This window comes from Neorhizobium huautlense (assembly GCF_030811685.1).
GTDB lineage: Bacteria > Pseudomonadota > Alphaproteobacteria > Rhizobiales > Rhizobiaceae > Neorhizobium > Neorhizobium huautlense_A.
On sequence record NZ_JAUSRF010000006.1, the window covers coordinates 166744 to 189822 of the forward strand.

Annotated in this window: 26 protein-coding genes; 17 read left to right on the forward strand and 9 right to left on the reverse strand. The window is 60.1% G+C overall.

From position 1 onward, the window contains the following. The first annotated feature begins 94 nt into the window (after positions 1-94). The 3 genes from typA to ppa all read left to right on the forward strand — a co-directional run bounded on the left by typA (position 95) and on the right by ppa (position 3272). Positions 95-1915 carry a translational GTPase TypA gene (gene typA / locus J2T09_RS10890; RefSeq protein WP_306834187.1) on the forward strand — a complete coding sequence of 607 codons (1821 nt, stop codon included), beginning with the start codon at positions 95-97 and terminating at the stop codon, positions 1913-1915. Positions 1916-2117: 202 nt separating this feature from the next. Then, a complete protein-coding gene (locus J2T09_RS10895; protein WP_306834189.1) occupies positions 2118-2624 on the forward strand; it encodes a GNAT family N-acetyltransferase in 507 nt (168 codons plus the stop codon). A 114-nt stretch (positions 2625-2738) separates the two neighbouring features. After that, the gene (gene ppa, locus J2T09_RS10900; RefSeq protein ID WP_306834191.1) at positions 2739-3272 is read left to right on the forward strand and encodes an inorganic diphosphatase; all 534 of its coding nucleotides are present in this window, start codon (positions 2739-2741) and stop codon (positions 3270-3272) included. Here ppa and J2T09_RS10905 read toward each other — a convergent pair whose 3' ends face one another. Together J2T09_RS10905 and J2T09_RS10910 are read right to left on the reverse strand one after the other, a co-directional pair. Continuing rightward, on the reverse strand, positions 3273-3587 hold the full coding sequence (locus J2T09_RS10905; RefSeq protein ID WP_306834193.1) for a DUF167 domain-containing protein: 315 nt from the start codon (positions 3585-3587) through the stop codon (positions 3273-3275). Positions 3588-3597: 10 nt separating this feature from the next. Next, positions 3598-3942, reverse strand: a complete 345-nt coding sequence (locus tag J2T09_RS10910; protein ID WP_306834195.1) for a YggT family protein — start codon at positions 3940-3942, stop codon at positions 3598-3600. 115 nt (positions 3943-4057) lie between these two features. Here J2T09_RS10910 and J2T09_RS10915 point away from each other — a divergent pair, with 115 nt between their 5' ends. Then, entirely contained in the window at positions 4058-5302 is a 1245-nt protein-coding gene (locus tag J2T09_RS10915) for an MFS transporter (protein WP_306834197.1), read from the forward strand. A gap of 3 nt (positions 5303-5305) precedes the next feature. Here J2T09_RS10915 and J2T09_RS10920 read toward each other — a convergent pair whose 3' ends face one another. From J2T09_RS10920 to hemC, 6 genes are all read right to left on the reverse strand, one after another. Then, positions 5306-6076 (reverse strand): glutamine amidotransferase, encoded by a 771-nt coding sequence (locus J2T09_RS10920; RefSeq protein WP_306834199.1) that lies wholly within the window; start codon positions 6074-6076, stop codon positions 5306-5308. Then, complete coding sequence (locus J2T09_RS10925) at positions 6073-6564, reverse strand: tellurite resistance TerB family protein (RefSeq protein ID WP_306834201.1); 492 nt, start codon at positions 6562-6564, stop codon at positions 6073-6075. The genes J2T09_RS10920 and J2T09_RS10925 overlap by 4 nt, the downstream gene beginning before the upstream one ends. Next, the gene (locus J2T09_RS10930) at positions 6564-8252 is read right to left on the reverse strand and encodes a heme biosynthesis protein HemY (protein WP_306834203.1); all 1689 of its coding nucleotides are present in this window, start codon (positions 8250-8252) and stop codon (positions 6564-6566) included. Before J2T09_RS10930 ends, J2T09_RS10925 begins: the two co-directional genes overlap by 1 nt. Positions 8253-8261: 9 nt before the next feature. Then, positions 8262-9731: a mitofilin family membrane protein gene (locus J2T09_RS10935; protein ID WP_306834205.1), complete on the reverse strand. Its 1470-nt coding sequence runs from the start codon at positions 9729-9731 to the stop codon at positions 8262-8264. A 111-nt stretch (positions 9732-9842) separates the two neighbouring features. Next, entirely contained in the window at positions 9843-10541 is a 699-nt protein-coding gene (locus J2T09_RS10940) for a uroporphyrinogen-III synthase (protein ID WP_306834207.1), read from the reverse strand. Positions 10542-10544: 3 nt separating this feature from the next. Next, positions 10545-11474: a hydroxymethylbilane synthase gene (hemC, locus tag J2T09_RS10945; RefSeq protein ID WP_306834209.1), complete on the reverse strand. Its 930-nt coding sequence runs from the start codon at positions 11472-11474 to the stop codon at positions 10545-10547. A gap of 73 nt (positions 11475-11547) precedes the next feature. Between hemC and tsaD the strand changes: the two genes are divergently transcribed. The 5 genes from tsaD to J2T09_RS10970 are packed head-to-tail and all read left to right on the forward strand — an operon-like array spanning position 11548 to position 15059. Next, complete coding sequence (gene tsaD, locus J2T09_RS10950; protein WP_306834211.1) at positions 11548-12642, forward strand: tRNA (adenosine(37)-N6)-threonylcarbamoyltransferase complex transferase subunit TsaD; 1095 nt, start codon at positions 11548-11550, stop codon at positions 12640-12642. Beyond that, positions 12639-13628: an NAD(P)H-dependent glycerol-3-phosphate dehydrogenase gene (locus J2T09_RS10955; RefSeq protein ID WP_306834213.1), complete on the forward strand. Its 990-nt coding sequence runs from the start codon at positions 12639-12641 to the stop codon at positions 13626-13628. The genes tsaD and J2T09_RS10955 overlap by 4 nt, the downstream gene beginning before the upstream one ends. Positions 13629-13652: 24 nt before the next feature. After that, positions 13653-13949, forward strand: a complete 297-nt coding sequence (locus J2T09_RS10960) for a YciI family protein (RefSeq protein ID WP_306834215.1) — start codon at positions 13653-13655, stop codon at positions 13947-13949. Between the two features lie 6 nt (positions 13950-13955). Next, positions 13956-14396 (forward strand): EVE domain-containing protein, encoded by a 441-nt coding sequence (locus J2T09_RS10965; protein WP_306834217.1) that lies wholly within the window; start codon positions 13956-13958, stop codon positions 14394-14396. Positions 14397-14414: 18 nt separating this feature from the next. Beyond that, complete coding sequence (locus tag J2T09_RS10970) at positions 14415-15059, forward strand: class I SAM-dependent methyltransferase (protein WP_306834219.1); 645 nt, start codon at positions 14415-14417, stop codon at positions 15057-15059. A 9-nt stretch (positions 15060-15068) separates the two neighbouring features. On the opposite strand, the gene J2T09_RS10975 is transcribed toward J2T09_RS10970, so the two are convergent. Then, a complete protein-coding gene (locus J2T09_RS10975; protein ID WP_306834221.1) occupies positions 15069-15473 on the reverse strand; it encodes a hypothetical protein in 405 nt (134 codons plus the stop codon). 302 nt (positions 15474-15775) lie between these two features. On the opposite strand from J2T09_RS10975, the gene sdhC reads away from it, so the two are divergent. The 8 genes from sdhC to mdh all read left to right on the forward strand — a co-directional run bounded on the left by sdhC (position 15776) and on the right by mdh (position 23051). Continuing rightward, positions 15776-16165 carry a succinate dehydrogenase, cytochrome b556 subunit gene (gene sdhC, locus J2T09_RS10980; protein WP_306834224.1) on the forward strand — a complete coding sequence of 130 codons (390 nt, stop codon included), beginning with the start codon at positions 15776-15778 and terminating at the stop codon, positions 16163-16165. 11 nt (positions 16166-16176) lie between these two features. After that, entirely contained in the window at positions 16177-16557 is a 381-nt protein-coding gene (gene sdhD / locus J2T09_RS10985) for a succinate dehydrogenase, hydrophobic membrane anchor protein (protein WP_306834226.1), read from the forward strand. A 6-nt stretch (positions 16558-16563) separates the two neighbouring features. Continuing rightward, on the forward strand, positions 16564-18420 hold the full coding sequence (sdhA, locus tag J2T09_RS10990; protein ID WP_306834228.1) for a succinate dehydrogenase flavoprotein subunit: 1857 nt from the start codon (positions 16564-16566) through the stop codon (positions 18418-18420). 18 nt (positions 18421-18438) lie between these two features. After that, a complete protein-coding gene (locus J2T09_RS10995; protein ID WP_306834230.1) occupies positions 18439-19218 on the forward strand; it encodes a succinate dehydrogenase iron-sulfur subunit in 780 nt (259 codons plus the stop codon). Positions 19219-19235: 17 nt separating this feature from the next. Further along, the gene (locus tag J2T09_RS11000) at positions 19236-20042 is read left to right on the forward strand and encodes a nucleotidyltransferase domain-containing protein (protein WP_306834232.1); all 807 of its coding nucleotides are present in this window, start codon (positions 19236-19238) and stop codon (positions 20040-20042) included. A gap of 140 nt (positions 20043-20182) precedes the next feature. Then, the gene (locus tag J2T09_RS11005) at positions 20183-20707 is read left to right on the forward strand and encodes a protease inhibitor Inh/omp19 family protein (protein ID WP_306834531.1); all 525 of its coding nucleotides are present in this window, start codon (positions 20183-20185) and stop codon (positions 20705-20707) included. Between the two features lie 31 nt (positions 20708-20738). After that, positions 20739-21899 (forward strand): cell division protein ZapE, encoded by a 1161-nt coding sequence (zapE, locus tag J2T09_RS11010; RefSeq protein WP_306834234.1) that lies wholly within the window; start codon positions 20739-20741, stop codon positions 21897-21899. Positions 21900-22088: 189 nt separating this feature from the next. Further along, positions 22089-23051, forward strand: a complete 963-nt coding sequence (gene mdh, locus J2T09_RS11015; protein WP_112728974.1) for a malate dehydrogenase — start codon at positions 22089-22091, stop codon at positions 23049-23051. Positions 23052-23079 lie beyond the last annotated feature (28 nt).

Sequence of the window (23079 nt, forward strand, 5' to 3'; positions counted from 1 at the left end):
CCCCTTTCGCAAACGGGAAAAACAGGGTAAGAGCGCGCCAACGAAATTGGCGCCTCCTCCCGATTGTCGCGCCCCAACTTCAGAGAACCCCAATATGGCACTTCGCAACATCGCGATCATCGCGCACGTTGACCATGGCAAAACGACCCTCGTTGACGAGCTCCTGAAGCAGTCCGGTTCGTTCCGCGAAAACCAGCGTGTTGCAGAACGCGTCATGGACTCCAACGACCTCGAAAAGGAACGCGGCATTACCATTCTCGCGAAGGCGACTTCGGTTGAGTGGAAGGGCGTTCGCGTCAACATCGTCGACACCCCCGGCCACGCCGACTTCGGCGGCGAAGTTGAACGTATTCTCTCGATGGTGGACGGCGCGATCGTTCTGGTCGACTCGTCTGAAGGCCCGATGCCGCAGACCAAGTTCGTTGTCGGCAAGGCGCTGAAGGTCGGTCTTCGCCCGATCGTCGCGATCAACAAGATCGACCGTCCGGACGGTCGCCACGAAGAAGTCATCAACGAAGTTTTCGACCTGTTCGCAAACCTCGACGCCACCGACGAACAGCTCGACTTCCCGATCCTTTACGGTTCTGGTCGTGATGGCTGGATGAACGTCAACCCGGAAGGCCCGAAGGACGAAGGTCTGGCGCCGCTGCTCGACCTCGTGCTCAAGCACGTTCCTGAGCCGAAGGTCGAAGACGGCCCGTTCCGCATGATCGGTACGCTTCTCGAAGCCAACCCGTTCCTCGGCCGTATCATCACCGGCCGCGTTGCTTCCGGCTCGATCAAGCCGAACCAGGCCGTCAAGGTTCTAAGCCAAGACGGCAAGACGGTTGAAACCGGCCGTATCTCCAAGATCCTCGCATTCCGCGGTATCGAGCGTCAGCCGATCGAAGAAGCGATTGCTGGTGACATCGTCGCCATCGCCGGTCTCTCCAAGGGCACCGTTGCCGACACGTTCTGCGATCCTTCGGTCACCGAAGCCATGCAGGCACAGCCGATCGATCCGCCGACCGTCACCATGTCCTTCATCGTCAACGACTCGCCGCTGGCCGGCACGGAAGGCGACAAGGTTACCTCGCGCGTCATCCGTGACCGCCTGTACAAGGAAGCCGAAGGCAACGTCGCGCTGAAGATCGAAGAAGCCGAAGGCAAGGATTCGTTCTACGTATCCGGCCGTGGCGAACTTCAGCTCGCCGTTCTGATCGAAACCATGCGCCGTGAAGGCTTTGAGCTTGCCGTATCGCGTCCGCGCGTCGTCATGCACAAGGACGAGAACGGCACCACCATGGAGCCGATCGAAGAAGTCGTCATCGACGTCGATGAAGAACATTCCGGCGTCGTCGTTCAGAAGATGTCCGAGCGCAAGGCCGAGATGACCGAACTGCGTCCTTCGGGCGGCAGCCGCGTTCGTCTGAAGTTCCTGGCACCGACCCGTGGCCTGATCGGTTACCAGTCGGAACTGCTCACCGATACGCGCGGTACGGCGATCATGAACCGCCTGTTCAACGACTATCAGCCTTACAAGGGTGAAATCACCGGTCGTACCAACGGCGTTCTCCTGTCCAACCAGTCTGGCGAAGCCGTCGCTTATGCGATGTTCAACCTGGAAGATCGCGGCCCGATGATCATCGAGCCGGGCGACAAGGTTTACATGGGCATGATCATCGGCATCCATACCCGCGACAACGACCTTGAGGTCAACGTTCTGAAGGGCAAGCAGCTGACGAACATCCGTTCGGCCGGCAAGGACGAAGCCGTTCGCCTGACCCCGCCGATCCGCATGACGCTCGACCGTGCGCTCTCCTGGATCCAGGACGACGAGCTGATGGAAGTGACGCCGAAGTCGATCCGCCTGCGCAAGATCTACCTCGACGCCAACGACCGCAAGCGCTTCGACAAGTCGAAAGCCGCTCTCTGATCAAGCGTCTTAACCAAGACGGAAAAACCCGGCCTTCGTGCCGGGTTTTTTAATGTGCGTTGCAACGACACAGGCTTGTCGCGGTCGTTAAAAAAGCGTTAACCTTCACGAAGATTGAACACCCGATTAGCCTGTGGGCAAGCCTGACCGGAGTCATTCCCGGGATTGGCGAATCAGCCTCCGTCGGACCAGAGTGAACGTTATGAAGACGTTATCCATAGATGTGCGGCGCGCCGAGCCGAACGATGCCAGGGAAATTTCCGAGGTGCATCGTGCCGCCTGGGCACAGGCCTATACGGGCCTCATTCCCCACAAGCCGCTCACGCAGATGCTGGAGCGTCGCAATGAAGGCTGGTGGCGCAAGGCCGCCCGCGGCCCGGCAACGCTTCTGGTGCTCGATGTCGCCGGCACCATTGCCGGTTATGCGACCGTGGGTCTCAACCGTGCCAAGGCACTGCCGCAGGATGGCGAGATCTATGAAATCTATCTGCGTCCGGAATATCAGGGTATCGGCCTTGGACGCCGTCTTTTCGGTGAAACGCGCCGGCTGCTGAAATCGCTGGGCTGCAACGGCCTTGTCGTCTGGTGCCTGGAAGACAGTGAAAACGCCACGCGTTTCTTCCGTCGTCACGGTGGTCATGATCTGGCCGAAGGCATGGAAGATTTCGATGGTGCCAATCTGCGCAAGATCGGTTTCGTCTGGCCCTGATTCCGGCTGTAGCCAGTACCCGATGCCCAATCGGGTTTGGTAAATGGCAGGTTGCCATGTCCCTGAAATCCCGATATCCAAATCCCCGAATGTTCAATTACTTCGAGGACCAGAATGCGTATCGACGCCATTTCCATCGGCAAAAACCCGCCTGAAGACGTCAATGTCATCGTTGAAGTGCCGGTCGGCGGCCAGCCGATCAAGTACGAGATGGACAAGGATGCCGGCGCGCTGATCGTCGACCGCTTCCTCTACACGCCGATGACCTATCCGGGTAACTATGGCTTCATTCCGCACACGCTTTCGGAAGATGGCGATCCGTGCGACGTACTGATCTGCAACACGCGTCCGCTCATCCCGGGCTGCGTCATCAACGTACGTCCGATCGGCGTCATGATCATGGAAGATGATGGCGGCAAGGACGAGAAGATCATTGCCGTGCCGGTTCCGAAGCTGACCCAGCGTTACGACAAGATCAAGAACTACACTGACATGCCGGAAATCACGCTCAAGCAGATCGAGCATTTCTTCGAGCATTACAAGGATCTGGAGCCCGGCAAGTGGGTGAAGATCGGCGGCTGGCAGGACGTCGACGTTGCCAAGAAGCTGATCGTCGAAGCGATCGAGCGTTACAAGGCCCAAGGTTGATCAAGGGCTGATCAGGCCTTCCAGATTCGCTTTCAAATCCTCCGGGTCGCCCTCGATCCGGAGGATTTTTTTGCGCGACGTTTCGCCTGAAATGAAGCTGATCGTGCTTTTGGGCGCACGAAGTTTCTTGGCAAGAAGCGCAACCAGCGCTTTGTTGGCCTTGCCGTTTTCCGGCACGGCGGAAACGCGTGCCTTCAGATAAGCATTGCCTTCGGCGTCCGTTTCAACACCCTCGATAGAATCGCGGCCCCCGTTCGGCGTCAGCCGGACCGAGAGCCGCAAATGATCGTCGTGAAGGCTGAAGGGCTCTTTCAAGCCGATCCCCTTAGGAAACCAGCGAGATCAGTGCCGGTGCAATCGGGTTGGCGATGATCATCTGCAGGAAGTAGATGATCAGGATCAGCACGATCGGCGAGATATCGATGCCGCCGAGGTTCGGCATCACGCGGCGGATCGGGCGCAGCACCGGTTCGGTGACGTTATAGAGGAACGAACCAATCGAATTGACGAACTGGTTGCGTGAGTTGATGACGTTGAACGCATAGAGCCAGGAAAAGATGGCGCTGGCGATAAGGATGTAGACGAACAGCGTCAGTGCCATCTGAATGACTTGGATCAGAGCGAAAATAATGCCCGCCATCGAGTTCTCCATTTCGTGGTTGACAGACATGTAGACATTGGAGACTTAACGAGCAAGTGCCGCGCCGTTGGCTCAGAAAAAACATGCTTAACGCGCGTTCGTGACAGTCCTGCCGTTTTGTCGGCTTTCTGAAAGTGCGTTTTCAATGAGCATCTCGACCTCGGGAGACCGTTTTGCCGCCTTTCGGCATCGCTCCTACGCCCTGTTTTTCTCGTCACGTTTCCTGGCCGCCTTCGCCATCCAGATCGTCAGCGTGTCCGTCGGCTGGCAGATGTATGAGGTGACGCGCAATACGCTTTATCTCGGCCTGATCGGTCTCGTGCAGTTCCTGCCGGCGCTGCTGCTGATCCTTGTCACCGGCTCGGTGGCGGATCGTTACAATCGCCGTGTCATCGTGTCGGCCTGCATGGCGCTGGCGGCCATTTCTGCCGCTGCACTTCTGGGGTTGACGCTGGCGGGGGCTTTCGAGCCGCTGCCCGTCTTCATCATCCTCGTGCTGTTCGGCATCGAGCGCGCCTTCATGGGCCCGGCCGTGCAGTCGCTGGCGCCCAATCTCGTGCCGGAAAAGGATCTAGCCAACGCGATCGCCTGGAATTCGTCCTCGTGGCAGACGGCATCGATCATCGGCCCGGTGGCCGGCGGCCTGCTTTATGGTCTCGGTGCTTCGATCGCCTATTCGGTGGCGCTTGCCATGTTCTTAGCTGGTGCCGTTCTGGTGTCGATCATTCCGAAACCGGCGCAGCGCACATCATCCAAGGCTACCAGCTGGACGGAAATTCTTGCGGGCTTCCACTTCATCAGCCGCGAAAAAGTAGTGCTGGGTGCGATCTCGCTCGACTTGTTTGCCGTGCTTCTCGGCGGCGCCGTCGCATTGATGCCGGTGTTTGCGACCGACGTCCTTGCTCTTGGTCCGCTCGGTCTCGGCCTGCTGCGTTCCGCTCCGGGCGTTGGCGCCATCATCGTGGCGATCTGGCTGGCCTTCCGGCCGATCCAGCACAATGCCGGCATTGCCATGTTTGTGGGCGTTGCCCTGTTCGGTCTCGGCACGGCGGTGTTCGGCCTGTCGCAGACACCGTGGATATCGGTCACCGCGCTTGCGGTGATGGGCGCTTCCGACATGATTTCCGTTTATGTCCGCGAAACGCTGATCGCGCTCTGGACGCCGGATGAAGTGCGTGGCCGCGTCAACGCCGTCAACAGCGTGTTCATCGGCGCGTCCAACGAACTCGGCGAATTCCGCGCCGGCACGATGGCGCATTTCATCGGCGCGGTTCCTGCCGTCGTGATCGGCGGTTTCGGGACGCTGGCGGTGGCAGTGATCTGGTCGCTCGGTTTTCCGCAACTTCGAAAAATCGACAGCCTGCAGGCGCCGGATCGTACGGAACGGTAACGCTCAGGCGTTTGCGGGCTCCGGAGCCGGGCTGTATCTGGGCAGTTCGGCTTCCTGCTTTTCCGGTTCGAAAATCAGATCGAGATAGTTCCACAGCCATTCCTTGAGGGGCTGGTCGAACAGCATCCGGCCTTCCAGGTGCCGGCTTCCCACCTGCGCATTCGGCATCGTAAAGCGCTCGGCACCATGCACGACCCAGCGCTGCATCATGGCGCGGGTGAGTTCGGCGTGGAACTGCACGCCCCATGCATTGTCGCCGTAACGGATGGCCTGATGCGGATAGGCATCGCCTTCCGCCAGAAGTTTTGCACCACGCGGCACCTCAAACCCTTCGCGGTGCCATTGGTAAACCATCTTTGGCCAATGCGTGAGCAGGCGCCCGTGTTCGGTCGGGCGGATCGGATACCAGCCGATTTCGGTCATGCCCTGTTTGTCGGCATGCACCTTGCCGCCGAGATGGCGCACCAGCATTTGCGCGCCAAGGCAGATGCCGAGATAGGGCTTGTTTTCCTTCAGAGGTACCTTGATCCAGTCGATCTCGTCCCTGACATAATCATGCTCGTCATTGGCGCTCATCGGTCCGCCGAAAATGACCGCACCGGAATGATCGGCAAGCGTCGGAGGCAGGCTTTCGCCGAGAGCGGGGCGGCGGATATCGAGCGGATAACCTTTTTCCACCAGCATCTGCCCGACCCGACCGGGGGAGGACCGTTCCTGATGCAGGACGACGAGTATCGGTGCCTTGTTCGTGCGGCGGGCAGGCGGGACGATCATTCCTGTTCCTCAGTCTCCTCTGCGAGGTTTTCCGATTTTGCACGCGAGGCGGCCTGCTGACGCAGAAGAACACGATCCCGCGAGGATATGCCGAGCAGATCGGCAACCCGCCAGATGACGTGGTCTTCCATTTCGCTGCGGTCACCATCGGCATAAACGAGGTCCCAGAGAATGCCGAGCAGTTCCGTGCATTCCTCCGGCGACAGATGGCGTTTCAGGTCCGAGGTGAAGCGGTAATAATCTACCGCCTCGAGGCCGGCTTCCTGACCCGCCTCGATTAGTGCCTGCAATTGACCGCTTGTCAGGCTGTAACGCTCCCCGAGCAGATCCTTCAGGCGTTGCATCTCGGACTTCGAAACCTGGCCGTCCGCTTCCATGACCTGAAAACAAAGCGCCGCGAAGGCGACACGCGGATCGTCGCCCGAAAACTCGTTTTCGGAGCGGCCGACCGTCAATGTCTGGAGAAACGCCTGTATCCTCTCCAGCATCAATAGAGCCTCAATCGTGTCGGGGCTTCGTTGCTTGCAGTCTGATCCTTTACGCCCGGATCATCCGGTGGCCGGCCATTGAACGGATCGGGTTCCGCTTCGCTCGTCGCAGGTTCGGTTTTGGCCGGTACGGGCGCAGGCGCGGGTGTCTGTTTTGGGACCGGTTTGGAGACCGGCTTTTCCTCAACCTTGAAGGTCAGCGGCGAAAATTTTGGCGTTTCGGTCTGTGCGGGGGTAGGGGCGGGTGCAGGAGCAGCTGTCGGTTCCGTCGCTGTGGAGGTTTTATCCTCCGGCTTCGTCTCGGCAACCTTCACGTCCGTCTGCTCTGGCGCCGTGTGGACGGCCGGCAGGCTGGCGATGGCGTTTTCGGCCAGACTGCCTTCTTCAACAGGGCCTTCCAGCTGGCCGAACGGCACCTTCCATTCGAATGCGTCCAGCCTGCCCGTTTTGGGCGATACGGCGAGCCAGTGGTCCGAAACGATGCCGTCGGCCACCCATGCCGGATCGCGCGGCGCACGTAATGCCTGGCCGAGCCAGTGGCGCACACGGCCCTGATCGCCGGTGTCTGCCTCCTCGATATCCGCGAGGAGAAGGAAAACGCCTTCGCGCGAATCCATGCGGGCGGCGGCCTCGGCCTTCGCGCGCGCTTTGGCAAAATTGCGCGCGTCCAGCGCTGCCCGGGCAACCGCGATCAGCGATTCGACATTGTTGGGACGCAGGGCCTCCAGTTTTTCCGCACGCTTCAGGCGGTCGACGGTGCTGTCGCCGCTGCGGGCACGGACGTAAGTTTCGGCGATTTCCGGATGCGGCGCGATCTTCCAGAGGTTTTCGAGAACGGAGGCTGTTTTGCGCAGGTTGTTTTCGCGGGCATAGGCTTTGGCGGCGATCACGCCGGCCGGAACCAGATCCTTGGCCAGTTTCAATGCAGCAGTGGCATTGTCGCGCGCACCGCGCGGATCACCCTCCAGCTTTTCGCCGGCCTGTGCGGTCAGAAGCACGGCCTTCAGGCGATCGGCCTTATCGCGTTCGATAATGCCGGCCACGCGCTGCTGATCGAGCAGGCGGATGGCATCTTCCCAGCGACCGGCCTGCGAGCGGTATTCGAGCGTCGCCTGTGCTGCCCAGGGCAGGTAGGGCGCGTTTTCGGCGGCACGTTCGGCATATTGTTTTGCTGCTTCATCGGCGCCGAGGCGGCGAGCTTCCATGTAGAGGCCACGCAGGCCGATTTCGCGGGTTTCAGGATCCTGCGACATGGATTCGAAGATCGAACGGGCTTCGTCATGCTTGCCTTCGATCAGCGCGGTCTGTGCTTCAAGCAGTAGGATGAGCGGTTCCTGATCGGCGCGGATCAGGCTGCGGCTGCGCAAGCTCATCTTGCGGGCAAGATTGGCATTGCCGGCGCCGGCGGCGATCAGGCCGGTCGAGAGCGCCTGATAACCGCGATCACGCTTGCGAGCGCGAAAATGGCGCTGCACCAGATGCGGCGAACTCCAGAGGATGCGCACCAGCCAGCCGATGAACATCATGGCTGCAACGATGGCGACCAGCAGCGTGGCGGCCACCATCAGGCTGGTTTCGATCAACTGGCCCTGCCAGGTAATAGCGATCAGGCCCGGGCGATCGGCCAGCCAGGAAAATCCCCAGCCACAGGCCAGAACAACGATGGCGAATAAAAACAAACGGATCATCGATGAACCTCAGCCTGCATTGCTGGCGCCAGAAATGGCGCGGTTGAGCGTGTTGTCGACAAGGCCATCGACCTCGATACGGGCATCGAGCGTCTGCTTGTAGGCGATAGACGCATCCTTGGCAGGCTGCGGCAGGACATCCCATTCCGTCGATGCACCCTTCAGATCACCCTTGCGCAGCTTGTCTTCCATGCGCGCGACGATTGCTTCCGGCGTATCACCCTCGACATCGCCGACGGGACGAACCTTGACCATCTGCATGGCGCTGGACAACAGCCGGCTACCGATGCCGGCCTGTTCATCGGTCTGGTGGGCAGTGTTGAGGATGGCCGTGGCCGTCTGCGGGAATTTCTGGACGAGGTCGGATGCCGAAGGCACGCCTGACTGTGCAAATTTTTCCAGCGTCTGAACGGCTGGATCGCTACCGGCGATGCCGGCAAAGGTCTGCAGTTCGCCGGTAAAGGGGCCGCCGCGATCAATGGCGGTTTTTAATGCGGAAGCGGCAAGCGCCTTGGCGACGGCCTCTCCACGGCCGGGCTCGTCGACCTTGGTTTCCAGCGCCGCCAGCCGCTGCGTCAGGGCGTCGGTGGTCGCTGTGGCGGAACCGGCTTCGGCAATCCTGGCTTCCAGAGCCGCCAGCCGCTCGGCGATCTCGGCGCTGACATCGCCACCATTGCCCGCCGTTGCCGCCGTCTTGAGAGCCTCGATTGCAGCGGTACTGGATGCCAGTTGCTGGTTCAGGCTGTCGATCTGCTGCTGAAGTGCAGCGTTTTCAGTCGTGTTGCCGCTCGATGTGCCGGGGATGATGCCTGCGTAAAACATGCTGCCGGCCAGCGCCAGGGCGACGATGCCGCCAAAGATGCCGGCGGCGATCAATGAGGAGGTTGCCGGTGCCTGCCGGGCGGGTGCCTTGGTGGCCGATGTTGCGCCAGTGCCGGTTGTTGCCGGTTTCGGATCGGGTTTTGCCGCCGTCGATGAGGTGCCGGCCGTGCTGCTTGCGCCGGCAGTGCTGGTGCCGAAGGGTTTGGGGGCGTCTGTTTTGGCAGAACTGCCGACCGTATTGGCGCTTGCATGATTGCTTCCGGATGCGGCCGCGCTGCTGCCGGAAGAGGTGTTTGCCGCCGGTGTCGGAGTTGATCCCGGTCCGCCGCTCGTAGCGGTCGGCTTGGGCGCCTCGGCTGCCTTGGTCGGTTCAACCTTGCCGGTTGCCGTGCTGCTCGCTGCCGGCGGTTTTGCATCGGTGGCCTTGGTGTCTGCCGGCTTTGCCGTTTCAGCCTTGGATGTCACCGTGTCATCCGTGGTGGATGCAGGTTTGCCGGCATCGGCCGCCTTGGCGTCCGGCTTTGCCGCAGCCGCCGGAATGTCGCTGTCATCACTGCGCACGGGGGTCGCAATCGTGCTGACGTCTTCGGCCGCAAGATCGATCGTGACGGGAGACTTGTCCGATTTGGAGCGGCGTGGGGGCTTGTCCGAAACCATGGCAACCTCATTTCTTGGCATTCAAAACAAAAGTAGACAGCGCGACCAGCGAAGGGAAGGGGCGTAGGCCCAATTAGGCCGCTGCGAGTGCCTTGTTATCCGACGTGATGGTTACAGAAGTGCCAGCAAGCTGGCTTCATCAGGTCGTTCGGCAATTTTTACCCGGTCCTGCAAGGCGGCAGGTATGGCGTCGGCGATGCGCGCGCCGAGGCAGGCGATCTTGCTGGAGCGCCATGCCGCCAGACTGTCGGCAATTGCCGGCAGCGCGAAAAAGAGGCGGGCTGTTTCGCGCGAATGGAAAAGAATGGCGTCGGGTGGCGCGACAAGCAGCGACTGGATGTCTGCAGTTGAGGGCTGAAGCGGCACCATCTCGTAACATTCGATGATGGAATACAGGATTTCGGCTGCGTCGAGCGCCGTTTCAAACGTTGGTGATCGTGGCCGTCCCGTCAGATAGACAACATGGGACGGGGCGTGCTGGACAATCAGCCCTGCAAGCGAAGCGCCGTCGCCATCGGCTATACGGATATTTTTGAAGCCAGCATCTTCCGCTGCTGCCGCTGTCTTGCGGCCAACGGCAAACAGCGGTGTGTGCAGATGTGTCGAGAGATCGAAGCTCGCCAGCGCTCGCAATGCTTCAGCGCTCGTCAGCGCAATGGCCGGGTAAGGCTTGGTAAGGGCTTGCTCGGCTGCACCCGTCAGATGCCGGGCTTCGCTGAGCGGCAACAGCAACGGTTCGTGCCCCATGCCGCGAAGTTCTGTGGCGGTGGCTTCAGCCCTGTTGAGCGGCCGCGTTACCACCACCCGCATCGGTCAGCTCCAGCTTGCGAAAAAGCCGGGGCCGGCCGCGGTGCGCACGGTTTCACCCGCCTGCCTGCCGAGCTTGACGGCATCAGCGCACAAACCGTCGATGCTGACGGCATGTTCCTGGGTGCCATCCGGCGTGAGGATAAGGCCGGAAAATTTCAGGTGGTCGCCATCGACGATGGTATAACCGGCGATCGGTGTTCGGCAGGAACCGTCCAGCACTTCCAGAAAGGCACGTTCGCAGGAAACCGCATCATAGGTCGGCTTGTGGTTGATGGCTTCGAGCAGGTCCAGCACGCGACGATCACCGACACGGCTTTCGATGCAGATCGCACCTTGTGCCGGGGCCGGCGGAAATTCCGTCGGGTCCAGCAATTCGGTGATCACATCCTCGCGACCGAGGCGTTTCAGGCCGGCCAGCGCCAGAAGCGTGGCGTCAACCTGCCCTTCGTTGAGTTTGCGCAGGCGGGTTTCCACCGAACCGCGGAACACGATGACCTCGATATCCGGGCGCATGCGGCGGATCAGGGCCTGTCGGCGCAGCGAGGCGGAGCCGACAATGGCGCGGTCGGGCAGGGCGGTCAGGCTCGGCGCGGTGCGACCGACGACGGCATCACGAAAATCCTCGCGTGGGAGATAGGCCGAAATTTCCAAGCCATCCGGCAGCCATGTCGGCATGTCCTTCGACGAGTGAACGGCAAAATCCAGTTCGCCGGACAGCAGCTGTTGTTCCAGTTCCTCGGTGAACAGGCCCTTGCCGCCGATCTCGCTCAAGGCGCGGTCGGTAATACGGTCGCCCTTGGTGGACAGCACCACGACCTCGAACATTTCCTCTGGCAGGCCATGGGCCTCCATCAGCCGGGAACGGGTCTCGGCAGCCTGGGCGAGCGCAAGCGGGCTGCCGCGCGTGCCGATCCGGAAAGGTTTTGTTTGCATCCGCAGTCATCCATTGTTAGGCGGTAGCTTCGTAACCGGCTTCTAGCCCCATCGCAATCAATCCGACAGACCCATGGCACCGTTTCTGCGTATTCTCGGCATCGAAACCAGCTGCGACGAGACCGCCGCGGCGGTAGTCGCACGTCACGACGACGGGCGTGGTGAAATTCTCTCCGACGTTGTTTTCTCGCAGCTTGAGGAGCATAGCGCCTATGGCGGCGTGGTGCCGGAGATTGCCGCACGCGCCCATGTCGAGGCCGTAGACGGGCTGATCGACGAGGCGCTTGCCCGCGCCAATCTGTCGCTGTCGGACATCGATGCGATTGCCGCGACCTCGGGTCCGGGCCTGATCGGCGGCCTTCTGGTCGGCCTGATGACGGCAAAGGCGATGTCGCTTGCCACCGGCAAACCGCTTTATGCCATCAATCACCTCGAAGGCCATGCGCTGACGGCGCGGCTGACGGATGGCCTGTCTTTCCCTTACCTGATGCTGCTTGTGTCCGGTGGCCATACCCAGCTTATTCTGGTCAAGGGTGTCGGTGAATACGAACGCTGGGGCACGACGATCGATGACGCGCTCGGCGAAGCATTCGACAAGACGGCAAAGCTGCTCGGCCTGCCTTATCCGGGTGGTCCGGCGGTGGAAAAGGCAGCGTTGTCCGGCAATCCGGATCGTTTTGTGCTGCCGCGCCCGCTCGTTGGCGAAGCCCGTCTCGATTTTTCCTTTTCCGGCCTGAAGACGGCCGTGCGGCAGGCGGCGACAGAAATCGCGCCACTTTCCGATCAGGATGTCGCGGATATCTGTGCTTCGTTCCAGAAGGCGATTTCGCGCACATTGAAGGACCGTATCGGCCGTGGCCTTGCACGCTTCAAGGCGGAATATGGCGGCGTGGAAAATCCCGCGCTTGTCGTGGCCGGTGGCGTTGCCGCCAATCAAGACATTCGCCGTACCTTGCAGGCGCTGTGTTCCGAACATCGTTTCCGGTTCATCGCGCCGCCGATGAACCTGTGTACCGACAATGCCTCGATGATTGCCTGGGCCGGGCTTGAGCGGATGGCACAGGATGTGTCGCCCGATACGCTGGAAGTTGCGCCGCGTTCGCGCTGGCCGCTCGATACGGCGGCGCAGACTTTGCTCGGTTCCGGCAAAAGGGGAGCGAAGGCATGAGCGAGCGTCAGAAGATCGCCGTCATCGGTGCCGGTGCGTTCGGCACCGCGCTCGCGACAGTCATGGCGCTGGATGGCTGCTCGGACGTGACGCTGATCGGCCGTGATCTGGCTCTTATGGCTGACCTGCGCGATGACCGTATCCATGATGCGGTGCTGCCGGGTGTGCCCTTGCCGGACAATCTGCAGTTTTCGGCCGAGCCGGATGCGCTGGAACAGGCAGATCTCGTTCTGTTTGCCATGCCGGCACAGGCGCATGATGCAGCGGCGCATTATTACGGTCCCTATCTTCGCAAGGAGGTCGTGGTCGTCACCTGTGCCAAGGGCATCGAACGTTCTTCGGGACGCATGCTGACGGATGTGTTGCGGGCTTCGCTTCCGAACAACACGGTCGCCGTTCTTTCCGGCCCCGGTTTTGCCGCCGATATCGCGCGTGGCCTGCCGACGGCCATGTCGATTGCCGCTGAAGATCTGGGCGTAGCCGAACATCTGGCCCAGACCATTTCCAGCCCGACCTTTCGCCTTTATGCCTCATCCGATCGCATCGGCGTTCAGTTGGGTGGCGCACTGAAAAACGTGCTGGCGATTGCCTGTGGTGTCGTGGAGGGTGCCGGTCTGGGCGACAGCGCCCGAGCGGCGCTGATTGCGCGTGGGCTTGCGGAAATGTCGCGTCTGGTCGTGGCGCTGGGTGGTTCTGCCGATACGGTTCGCGGGCTTTCGGGGCTGGGCGATCTGGTGCTGACGGCGACCAGCCATCAGTCGCGCAATCTGCGTTTCGGTATCGCGCTCGGTGAAGGCGTGCCAGCGGATGTTGCGGCGGGTGGGCTGGTCGAAGGGGCACATACCGCCTCTGTCGCCGTCAGGCTGGCGCGCAAAAATGGTATTGAAATGCCGGTGGCCGAAGCTGTTGCCGCGATCATCGATGGTCGCCTCGGGGTTCGCGCTGCCATGGAAGCGTTGATGACGCGGCCGATCACCACGGAATGATTTTATCACGGGAGTTCTGACACGATGCCTCTCTTTTCCTTCATCTGCACCGACAAGCCGAATTCGCTCGAATTGCGGATGGCCACGCGCCCGCCGCATGTGGAGCACCTGACGGCGCTCAACGAAAAGGGCATTTTGAAAATGGCCGGCCCGTTTCTCGATGCCGATGGCAAGCCGAATGGCAGTCTGGTGATTGTCGAGACCGCAACGATCGAAGAAGCCAAGGCACTGGCCGATGCGGATCCTTATGCAAAGGCTGGCCTCTTCGAGAAGGTCGAAGTGAAACCGTTCAACTGGGTTTTCAACCCGCCGAAGGCTTGATCGCATATGGCTTACTGGCTTTTCAAATCCGAACCCGATGTCTGGTCCTGGGAACAGCAGAAGGCCAAGGGCGCTGTCGGCGAAGAGTGGACCGGCGTGCGCAACTATCAGGCGCGCAACAACATGCGGGCCATGAAGATCGGCGACAAGGGGTTCTTCTACCACTCCAACGAGGGGCTGGAGATTGTCGGCATCGTCGAGGTCTGCGCGCTGTCGCATCCCGATTCGTCGGCAAAGGGCGACCCCAAGTGGGACTGCGTGGATATCCGTGCCGTCACCGATGTGCCAAAGCCGATCACGCTCAAGGACGTCAAGGCCAATCCGAAATTCGAAAAGATGTCGCTGGTCACGTCCATGCGGCTTTCGGTGCAGCCGGTGACGGACGAGGAATATTTCGAGATCTGCCGTCTCGGTGGTGTCGATAATCCGCCGAAGTCACCGGATTGATCTGAAGGCGGGTGCGGCGTGAAGACCGATCCCAAAAACTTCATTCTGGCCAATACCGATCTCATGCGCCCGCCGCATGTGCCGGAAGTGTTGTTGCATCTGGCCAGCGAAGCGCATGATCTCTGGCTGAAAACCGAGGACGAGTTGCAGGAAATCGGCCTGCCGCCGCCCTTCTGGGCTTTTGCCTGGGCGGGTGGGCAGGGGCTGGCCCGCCATGTGCTCGATCATCCCGAACTGGTGGCCGGCAAGCGTGTCCTGGATTTTGCAACCGGCTCCGGGTTGGTGGCAATTGCGGCGATGAAGGCCGGGGCGGCGCAGGTTCTTGCCGCCGATATCGACCCATGGGTGGAAACGGCGGTGTCGCTGAATGCGGACGCCAATGGTGTTGAATTCAGCTTCACCCGCGAGAACCTGATTGGTCGAAAGGTTGATGCCGATGTTATCCTCGCCGGCGATGTCTTTTACGACAGAGATTTTGCCGCGACTCTGGTGCCGTGGTTCAAGCGGCTGGCGGCGGAGGGTAGACACGTCATCGCTGGTGATCCCGGCCGCGCCTATTGCCCGAAGGATAGCCTCTTCGCCTTGGCGACCTATGAAGTGCCGGTGACCCGTGCGCTGGAAGATAGCGAGGTCAAGCGAACCACCGTGTGGCGGTTCGCTTGAGCGTAAGCCCTATCGGTCGCCGCGAATCACGCAGACACCCGATTCAATGACGCAGCCATTGCGCGGGGCAAAGGCGTTGTTATAGGCGACGGGATCCACATCGATGATCTTGGCTCTTGGCGCCAGGGAAGATTTGCCGGCATCATCACGGCCGTCGATCGTCACGAATGTGCGATAAGCTGCGGAGCGGGTCGACACGATCGTGCCGTGCCGGACGCCGTAGAATGCGTCATGCCTTGCACGGGTATAATAACCCGTGCTGCTTTCGCCGCCACCGTAGGATTGAATACCGAGATTGTTGCCGAGTGGTCCATTTCCGCTGCCGAGAGAATGATCACGGGCATCGGCGATGGTTGCGGCGCACACAAACAGAAGAGCGGCAGTCATGCCGCGGCAGATGCTTTTCGCCCTCATGGCGGATCCTCCGAACGCATTACGGTTAATCAACCGTTAACACATATGCATCGGGAAAACGCCAGTAGTTTTTCTGTTTCCGGAAAACTGACTGAAATGGTTAAGTTTCGGCGGGATAGAAATGCTGCATGACAGTGCAGTTCCCCAATCGATTAAATTCGGAATCGCTCTGAAATAAGCTTGTGGTCGCGGCAATCGGCGATTAAAGCATCGCATGATGCAATGCACATTTCTTCGGCATCGTGCATTGCCGGGAGAGCGCCAGGAGGTTTGCGCGCCCCGTGATACGCCGCGAGGATATGATGGCGAATGTGACGAATAAGCGGCCCCTGTCGCCGCACCTGCAAATCTACAAGCCTATTCCCACTATGGTCATGTCGATTGTTCACCGTATTACCGGTGGAGCACTGGCTGTGGGAACCATTATTTTGGCATGGTGGCTAATTGCCGCAGCCTCGGGCAAGCCATATTTCGACTGGATCAGCTGGCTGCTCGGCACCTGGATCGGTCTTCTCGTGCTGTTCGGTTATACCTGGGCTCTGGTTCACCACATGCTCGGCGGCATGCGCCACTTCATGTGGGACATGGGTCACGGCTTCGACAAGCACTTCACCACCAAGCTGGCAATTGCCCTGCCGATCGTATCGATCTGTCTCACCGTGGTGATCTGGATCGTCGGTCTGGCGATCTGAGGGGAAAAATCATGGATATGCGTACGCCTCTGGGCAAAGTTCGCGGTCTCGGTTCTGCCAAGGCAGGCACCGAGCATTTCTGGGTGCAGCGGATGTCTGCCGTGGCCATGGTGCCGCTGGCCATCTTCTTCATCATTTTCCTGATCCGTTATGCCGGTGCGCCTTACGAGGATGTCGTGCGTGCGCTGTCGAACCCGATCGTCGCCGTGCTGTTCGGCATGATGATCATTGCCGGTCTCGTGCACATGCGCATCGGCGTGCAGGAAATCATCGTTGACTATGTCCATCATGAAGGCCTGAAGTTCTTCGTGATGATGCTCAATACATTCTTTGCAATGCTGATCGGTGGGCTCTGTCTTTTCGCCGTTCTGAAAATTGCGTTCGTAGGATAACCCGCCATGGCATCCGTTACACCTATCGCCCAAGGGGCCGCTCAGAACGGCAAAGCTTACACCTATGTCGACCATTCCTATGACGTGATCGTCGTCGGCGCCGGTGGCGCCGGCCTGCGCGCCACGCTCGGCATGGCCGAACAGGGTTTTAAAACCGCCTGCATCACAAAAGTCTTCCCGACGCGTTCGCACACCGTCGCGGCACAGGGCGGCATTGCCGCCTCGCTGCAGAACATGACGCCGGACAGCTGGCAGTGGCACCTTTACGACACCGTCAAGGGTTCCGACTGGCTGGGCGACGTGGATGCCATGCAGTACATGGTCATGGAAGCGCCGAAGGCCGTTTACGAACTCGAGCATTACGGCGTGCCCTTCTCTCGAAATGAAGAAGGCAAGATCTACCAGCGCCCATTCGGCGGCCACATGCAGAACTTTGGCGCCGGCCCGCCGGTACAGCGCACCTGCGCTGCCGCCGACCGTACCGGTCACGCCATCCTGCACACGCTTTATGGCCAGTCGCTGCGCAACAATGCCGAATTCTTCATCGAATATTTTGCGCTCGACCTGATCATGTCGGACGATGGCAGTCGCTGCGAAGGCGTCGTGGCCTGGAACCTCGATGACGGCACGATCCATCGTTTTGCCGCCAAGATGGTGGTTCTCGCGACCGGCGGTTATGGCCGCGCCTATTTCTCGGCGACATCCGCTCATACCTGCACCGGCGACGGTGGCGGCATGGTGGCACGCGCCGGCCTGCCGATGCAGGACATGGAATTCGTTCAGTTTCACCCGACCGGCATTTACGGTTCAGGTTGCCTGATCACCGAAGGTGCACGCGGCGAAGGCGGATATCTCGTCAACTCCGAAGGCGAACGCTTCATGGAGCGTTATGCGCCTTCGGCCAAGGATCTTGCCTCGCGTGACGTGGTTTCGCGTTGCATGACGATGGAAATCCGTGAAGGCCGTGGCGTCGGCAAAAACAAGGATCACATCTTCCTGCATCTCGACCATCTCGATCCGGCCGTTCTGCACGAACGTCTTCCGGGCATTTCGGAATCGGCAAAGATCTTTGCCGGTGTCGATGTGACCCGCGAGCCGATCCCGGTCTTGCCGACGGTTCACTACAATATGGGCGGCATTCCGACCAACTATTGGGGCGAAGTGCTCAATGCCGACAGCAACAATCCGGAACGCATCCTGCCCGGCCTGATGGCCGTGGGTGAAGCCGGTTGCGCCTCGGTTCACGGTGCGAACCGTCTCGGCTCCAACTCGCTGATCGACCTCGTGGTCTTCGGCCGCGCCGCCGCCATCCGCGCCGGTCAGGTCATCGACCGTGCCTCGCCGATCCCGGCACTGAACACTGCCGCCTGCGACAAGATCATGGATCGTTTCGACGGTCTGCGTCACGCTTCCGGCGGTACGCCGACGGCCGTTCTGCGTGACCGCATGCAGCGCACCATGCAGGACGATGCTGCCGTGTTCCGTACTCAGGAATCGCTCGAATCCGGCTGTCGCCGCATGAGCCAGATCTGGGGTGAGATGAAGGATGTGAAGGTCACCGATCGTTCGATGATCTGGAATTCCGATCTCGTCGAGACGCTAGAACTGCACAACCTGATGGCCAACGCCATCACCACCGTCTACGGCGCGGAAGCCCGCAAGGAAAGCCGTGGGTCCCATGCACGCGAGGATTACACCGAGGGTGCATTCGCCGGCCGTGACGACGTCAACTGGCGCAAGCACACGCTCGCCTGGGTCAATGATGCGGGTGACGTCAAGCTCGACTACCGCCCGGTCCACACCGACCTGATTGCCGACGGCATCGATCCTTACAAGATCGAGCCGAAGGCCCGCGTCTATTGATCTGAAGGGAATTGGACCATGGTTGAACTCGCTCTCCCAAAAAATTCCCAGATGACCGAAGGCAAGGTCTGGCCTAAGCCGGAAGGTGCCCAGAACGTTCGGGAATATCGGATCTATCGCTGGAACCCGGATGACGGCCAGAACCCGCGCATCGATACCTATTACATCGATATCGACGATTGCGGCCCGATGGTGCTGGACGGTCTCTTGTATATCAAGAACAAGATCGACCCGACCCTGACGTTGCGCCGTTCCTGTCGCGAAGGCATTTGCGGCTCCTGCGCGATGAACATCGACGGCACCAATACGCTTGCCTGCACCAAGGGCATGGAAGAGGTGAACGGCACGGTCAAGGTTTACCCGCTGCCGCATATGCCGGTCGTCAAGGACCTCGTTCCGGACCTCAACAATTTTTATGCCCAGCACCGCTCCATCGAACCGTGGCTGAAGACGGTATCTCCGACGCCGGCCAAGGAGTGGAAGCAGAGCCATGAGGATCGCCTCAAGCTCGACGGTCTCTACGAGTGCATTCTCTGCGCCTGCTGCTCGACCTCCTGTCCGAGCTACTGGTGGAACGGCGACAAATATCTCGGTCCGGCAGTTCTCCTGCAGGCCTATCGCTGGCTGATCGACAGCCGTGACGAAGCCAAGGGCGAACGTCTCGACAATCTCGAGGATCCCTTCCGTCTGTATCGCTGCCACACGATCATGAACTGTGCCCAGGCCTGCCCGAAGGGTCTGAACCCGGCCAAGGCGATTGCCGAAATCAAGAAGATGATGGTCGAGCGCCGCATCTAGGCGCTTGAAGGATAGACATGTCACTCAGCGAATTCGATCCGCTTGCCGTTGCTGAAATCCGCAAGCGGCTCGAATCCGTAAAGGCTTCCGGTGTCCGCATCGGTTTTGCCATTGAAAGCGGCAGCCGCGCCTGGGGTTTCCCATCCCCTGACAGCGATTATGACTGCCGCTTCATCTACGTGCGTTCGCGCAACGATTACCTCAGCCTGTTTCCGCCAAGAGATGTCATCGAGTTTCCGATCGTCGGCGATGTCGATGCGGGTGGTTGGGATCTGCGCAAGGCCTTGCTGCTGGCGCTGAAGGGCAATGCAGCGCTGGTTGAATGGGTGACGTCACCCATCGCCTATGAGGAAAAGCCGGGTTTTCGCGACCGGTTGAAGCTTCTGCTCGACGAGATCATGGTGCCGCGCAAGGTGGCGCTGCATTATGTCGGCCTGTTGCATCGGCATGTGCCAAGCGACGGTTTTGCCCAGTCCAAACTCAAGAAGCTGCTTTATTCGGTTCGTCCGGCCATTGCCCTGCATTGGATGCGTCAGCGTGATTTTAATCTCCTGCCGCCGATGAACATGATGGAATGCCTCGACGGTTGCCGCCTGCCGGATGACCAGCGACAGGGCATTCTTGATCTCGTTGCCCTCAAAAAGATGACGCGCGAAATGGGAGAAGGGCCTGTACCAGCGCCGATCGCCGCCCTACTTCAGGACGCGGTGACGACCTTTGGTGGGCTTTCTAAATCGTTCGGCCTTATCGAAACCGCCGATGACGAGGCCATGAAAGAAAAGACGGATGCCTTTTATATCCGGGAAATAGATCGAGGTATCTGACGATCTGGCCTGATCAAAGCATCGTCAAATTGTTGTGGTACGACTTGATTAACCAAATCGCTTTACGATAATCGGGCTTAAATTCAGTGGCCCTGGGCCAGTGGCATGGTGCGGCGCGCACTGAACGCAGGAGTGAAATGATGCAGTTGAAATATGTGGTGACAGGACTTGTGGTTGCCGTTGCTCTCGCGGGCTGCCAGAGAACGTCCAACAACCCCTACAGCAACCTGCAGTCGCCGCCGCCTTTGCAGGCGCAGCCGGTTCCCTCCGTGCAGTCCGGTCAGTTGCCGCCTCCGGGCGCCGGTGGCCAGCAGTTCCCGAATGCGCCGATGGGCAACCAGAACATGGCGTCGCTCGATCCGGGTGCCACGCCGGCCAATGCCATGGACGTCACCAAGGAATCCATGGTCGGCAACTGGCGCGTTTCCAACGGTGGCGCATCCTGCGACATGTTCCTGACGCTGACCAATCTCGGCAGCGGCTCGCGTGGCGGCACGCGCGGTTGCGCCGGTGAACTTACGGCCATGGGCTCGTGGGAAGTGTCCGGCAAGATGGTGCAGTTCAAGAACCGCAACGGCGATGTCATCGGCCGCGTCTACAAGAGCGCCGACAACCGTTACGACGGCACCACCAATTCCGGCCAACCGGTCAGCCTCAGCCGCTAAAACCCGACGAGGTATCGGCGGGGAGGGCTGATTGGAACGCATACCGGATTATAAGCTGAGCGTCGGCGACGAACTCAAGTCGCTGACCTCGGCAGGCAAGCTGCAGGCGGATGCCGCGCAGCTTGAAGTCGCAGCCAGGCTCGACCACGTCCTTTCCTCTCTGCGAGACGCGCGTCCCGCCAAAAAGAAAAGTGCGCTTGGCTGGCTGTTCGCAAGAGGCGCCAAGCCGCAGCATATTCGCGGCCTTTATGTCTATGGCAGCGTCGGCCGCGGCAAGACCATGCTGATGGACATGTTTTTTGCGAAGGCTCCGATCGAGCGCAAGCGCCGTTCGCATTTTCACGAGTTCATGGCGGATGTGCATGGCCGCATCCATGAACACCGGCAGAAGCTGAAGGCCGGTGAGACCAAGCAGGCCGATCCCGTGCCGCCGGTTGCCGCCGCGCTGTTCGCCGAAGCGGAACTGCTTTGCTTCGATGAGTTTACGGTAACCGACATCGCCGATGCGATGATCCTGGGGCGGTTGTTCACCGAACTGTTTTCGCTGGGTTGCGTTCTGATCGCCACGTCCAACGTGGCGCCGGAAAACCTGTATCGCGAAGGGCTGAACCGAAGTTTGTTCCTCCCCTTCATCGGTCTCCTGCAGCAGAATGTCGACGTCACCACGCTCGATTCCCCGACCGATTACCGCATGGAAAAGCTCGCCAGCCTGCCGGTCTACATGACGCCGGCCGATGAGCGCGCCGATGCGGCCATGGAAGTGGCTTGGCATCAGGTCGTCGATGGCGCGAAATCGGCGCCGGATGAGATCCCGATGAAGGGACGCAGCATCCATGTGCCTGTTGCGGCCGGCCGTGCCGCGCGCTTTCGTTTTGCCGATCTCTGCGAAAAACCGCTCGGCGCCAGCGACTATCTGGCCATTGCCGATCGTTACGATGCAATCTTCATCGAGCACATTCCAAAACTCAGTCCGGAAAAGCGCAATGAGACCAAGCGCTTCATCACTCTGGTCGATGCGCTCTACGACAAATCCGTGCGTCTTTATGCAACCGCGGCCGCGCCGGCGGAAGATCTTTTGACGGAGCGTCGCGGCACGGAAGGGTTCGAATTCGACCGCACCGTATCCCGTCTTTTCGAGATGCGCAGCGCCGATTATCTTGCGCTGCACAAAAGCGAACGTGCTGATATCTAACACATTGATGACATAAACTCTTACGTTTACGTAAGAGTTTTGATATCTAAACGATTGAAAAATATAGCGTCGAATGAATCGGTATAATAACCGGTTGCCAATTTGTCGCAGCCGGTTTATGTCCTCTCCCCACATCGGTCGACAACTGTCCGTGCCGGCCATGGATTTGAATGGAGAGGAAGCATCTCGATGGCACGCAAGAAGATTGCACTTATTGGTTCCGGTATGATCGGCGGCACGCTGGCGCATCTCGCCAGCCTGAAAGAGCTGGGCGACATCGTCCTGTTCGATATTGCCGACGGCATCCCGCAGGGTAAGGGCCTCGATATCGCCCAGTCCGGTCCGGTCGAAGGCTTCAACGCCAAGCTCACCGGCGCCAGCGACTACGCTGCCATCGAAGGCGCAGATGTCTGCATCGTCACCGCCGGTGTTGCCCGCAAGCCGGGCATGAGCCGCGACGATCTGCTCGGCATCAACCTCAAGGTCATGGAGCAGGTCGGCGCCGGCATCAAGAAATATGCCCCGAACGCCTTCGTGATCTGCATCACCAACCCGCTCGACGCCATGGTCTGGGCTCTCCAGAAGTTCTCCGGCCTGCCGAAGAACAAGGTTGTCGGCATGGCCGGCGTGCTCGACTCGGCTCGCTTCCGCCTCTTCCTCTCCGAAGAATTCAACGTTTCCGTCCAGGACGTCACGGCCTTCGTTCTCGGCGGTCATGGTGACACGATGGTGCCGCTTGCCCGTTATTCGACCGTTGGCGGCGTGCCGCTCACCGATCTGGTCAAGATGGGCTGGGTTACTGCCGAGCGTCTCGAAGAAATCATCCAGCGCACCCGTGATGGCGGCGCCGAAATCGTTGGCCTGCTGAAGACCGGTTCGGCCTATTACGCTCCGGCCGCCTCGGCGATCGAAATGGCTGAGTCCTACCTCAAGGACAAGAAGCGCGTTCTGCCGGCCGCTGCCCACCTCTCGGGTCAGTACGGCGTCAACGACATGTATGTCGGCGTTCCGACGATCATCGGTGCCGGTGGCGTCGAGCGCATCATCGAAGTCGAATTCAACAAGGACGAAGAAGCCGCCTTCCAGAAGTCGGTCGGCGCTGTCGCCGGTCTTTGCGAAGCCTGCATCGCCATCGCGCCGGCTCTCAAGTAATCGGCCCGAAATAATTCAAACAGGGACA

Bases quoted from the DNA above. Each gene is read 5' to 3' on its own strand.
- typA (WP_306834187.1), top strand. From the start codon at position 95: ATGGCACTTCGCAACATCGCGATCATCGCGCACGTTGACCATGGCAAA.
- J2T09_RS10895 (WP_306834189.1), top strand. From the start codon at position 2,118: ATGAAGACGTTATCCATAGATGTGCGGCGCGCCGAGCCGAACGATGCC.
- ppa (WP_306834191.1), top strand. From the start codon at position 2,739: ATGCGTATCGACGCCATTTCCATCGGCAAAAACCCGCCTGAAGACGTC.
- J2T09_RS10910 (WP_306834195.1), bottom strand. From the start codon at position 3,942: ATGTCTGTCAACCACGAAATGGAGAACTCGATGGCGGGCATTATTTTC.
- J2T09_RS10915 (WP_306834197.1), top strand. From the start codon at position 4,058: ATGAGCATCTCGACCTCGGGAGACCGTTTTGCCGCCTTTCGGCATCGC.
- J2T09_RS10920 (WP_306834199.1), bottom strand. From the start codon at position 6,076: ATGATCGTCCCGCCTGCCCGCCGCACGAACAAGGCACCGATACTCGTC.
- J2T09_RS10925 (WP_306834201.1), bottom strand. From the start codon at position 6,564: ATGCTGGAGAGGATACAGGCGTTTCTCCAGACATTGACGGTCGGCCGC.
- J2T09_RS10930 (WP_306834203.1), bottom strand. From the start codon at position 8,252: ATGATCCGTTTGTTTTTATTCGCCATCGTTGTTCTGGCCTGTGGCTGG.
- J2T09_RS10935 (WP_306834205.1), bottom strand. From the start codon at position 9,731: ATGGTTTCGGACAAGCCCCCACGCCGCTCCAAATCGGACAAGTCTCCC.
- J2T09_RS10940 (WP_306834207.1), bottom strand. From the start codon at position 10,541: ATGCGGGTGGTGGTAACGCGGCCGCTCAACAGGGCTGAAGCCACCGCC.
- hemC (WP_306834209.1), bottom strand. From the start codon at position 11,474: ATGCAAACAAAACCTTTCCGGATCGGCACGCGCGGCAGCCCGCTTGCG.
- tsaD (WP_306834211.1), top strand. From the start codon at position 11,548: ATGGCACCGTTTCTGCGTATTCTCGGCATCGAAACCAGCTGCGACGAG.
- J2T09_RS10955 (WP_306834213.1), top strand. From the start codon at position 12,639: ATGAGCGAGCGTCAGAAGATCGCCGTCATCGGTGCCGGTGCGTTCGGC.
- J2T09_RS10960 (WP_306834215.1), top strand. From the start codon at position 13,653: ATGCCTCTCTTTTCCTTCATCTGCACCGACAAGCCGAATTCGCTCGAA.
- J2T09_RS10965 (WP_306834217.1), top strand. From the start codon at position 13,956: ATGGCTTACTGGCTTTTCAAATCCGAACCCGATGTCTGGTCCTGGGAA.
- J2T09_RS10975 (WP_306834221.1), bottom strand. From the start codon at position 15,473: ATGAGGGCGAAAAGCATCTGCCGCGGCATGACTGCCGCTCTTCTGTTT.
- sdhC (WP_306834224.1), top strand. From the start codon at position 15,776: ATGGCGAATGTGACGAATAAGCGGCCCCTGTCGCCGCACCTGCAAATC.
- sdhD (WP_306834226.1), top strand. From the start codon at position 16,177: ATGGATATGCGTACGCCTCTGGGCAAAGTTCGCGGTCTCGGTTCTGCC.
- sdhA (WP_306834228.1), top strand. From the start codon at position 16,564: ATGGCATCCGTTACACCTATCGCCCAAGGGGCCGCTCAGAACGGCAAA.
- J2T09_RS10995 (WP_306834230.1), top strand. From the start codon at position 18,439: ATGGTTGAACTCGCTCTCCCAAAAAATTCCCAGATGACCGAAGGCAAG.
- J2T09_RS11000 (WP_306834232.1), top strand. From the start codon at position 19,236: ATGTCACTCAGCGAATTCGATCCGCTTGCCGTTGCTGAAATCCGCAAG.
- J2T09_RS11005 (WP_306834531.1), top strand. From the start codon at position 20,183: ATGCAGTTGAAATATGTGGTGACAGGACTTGTGGTTGCCGTTGCTCTC.
- mdh (WP_112728974.1), top strand. From the start codon at position 22,089: ATGGCACGCAAGAAGATTGCACTTATTGGTTCCGGTATGATCGGCGGC.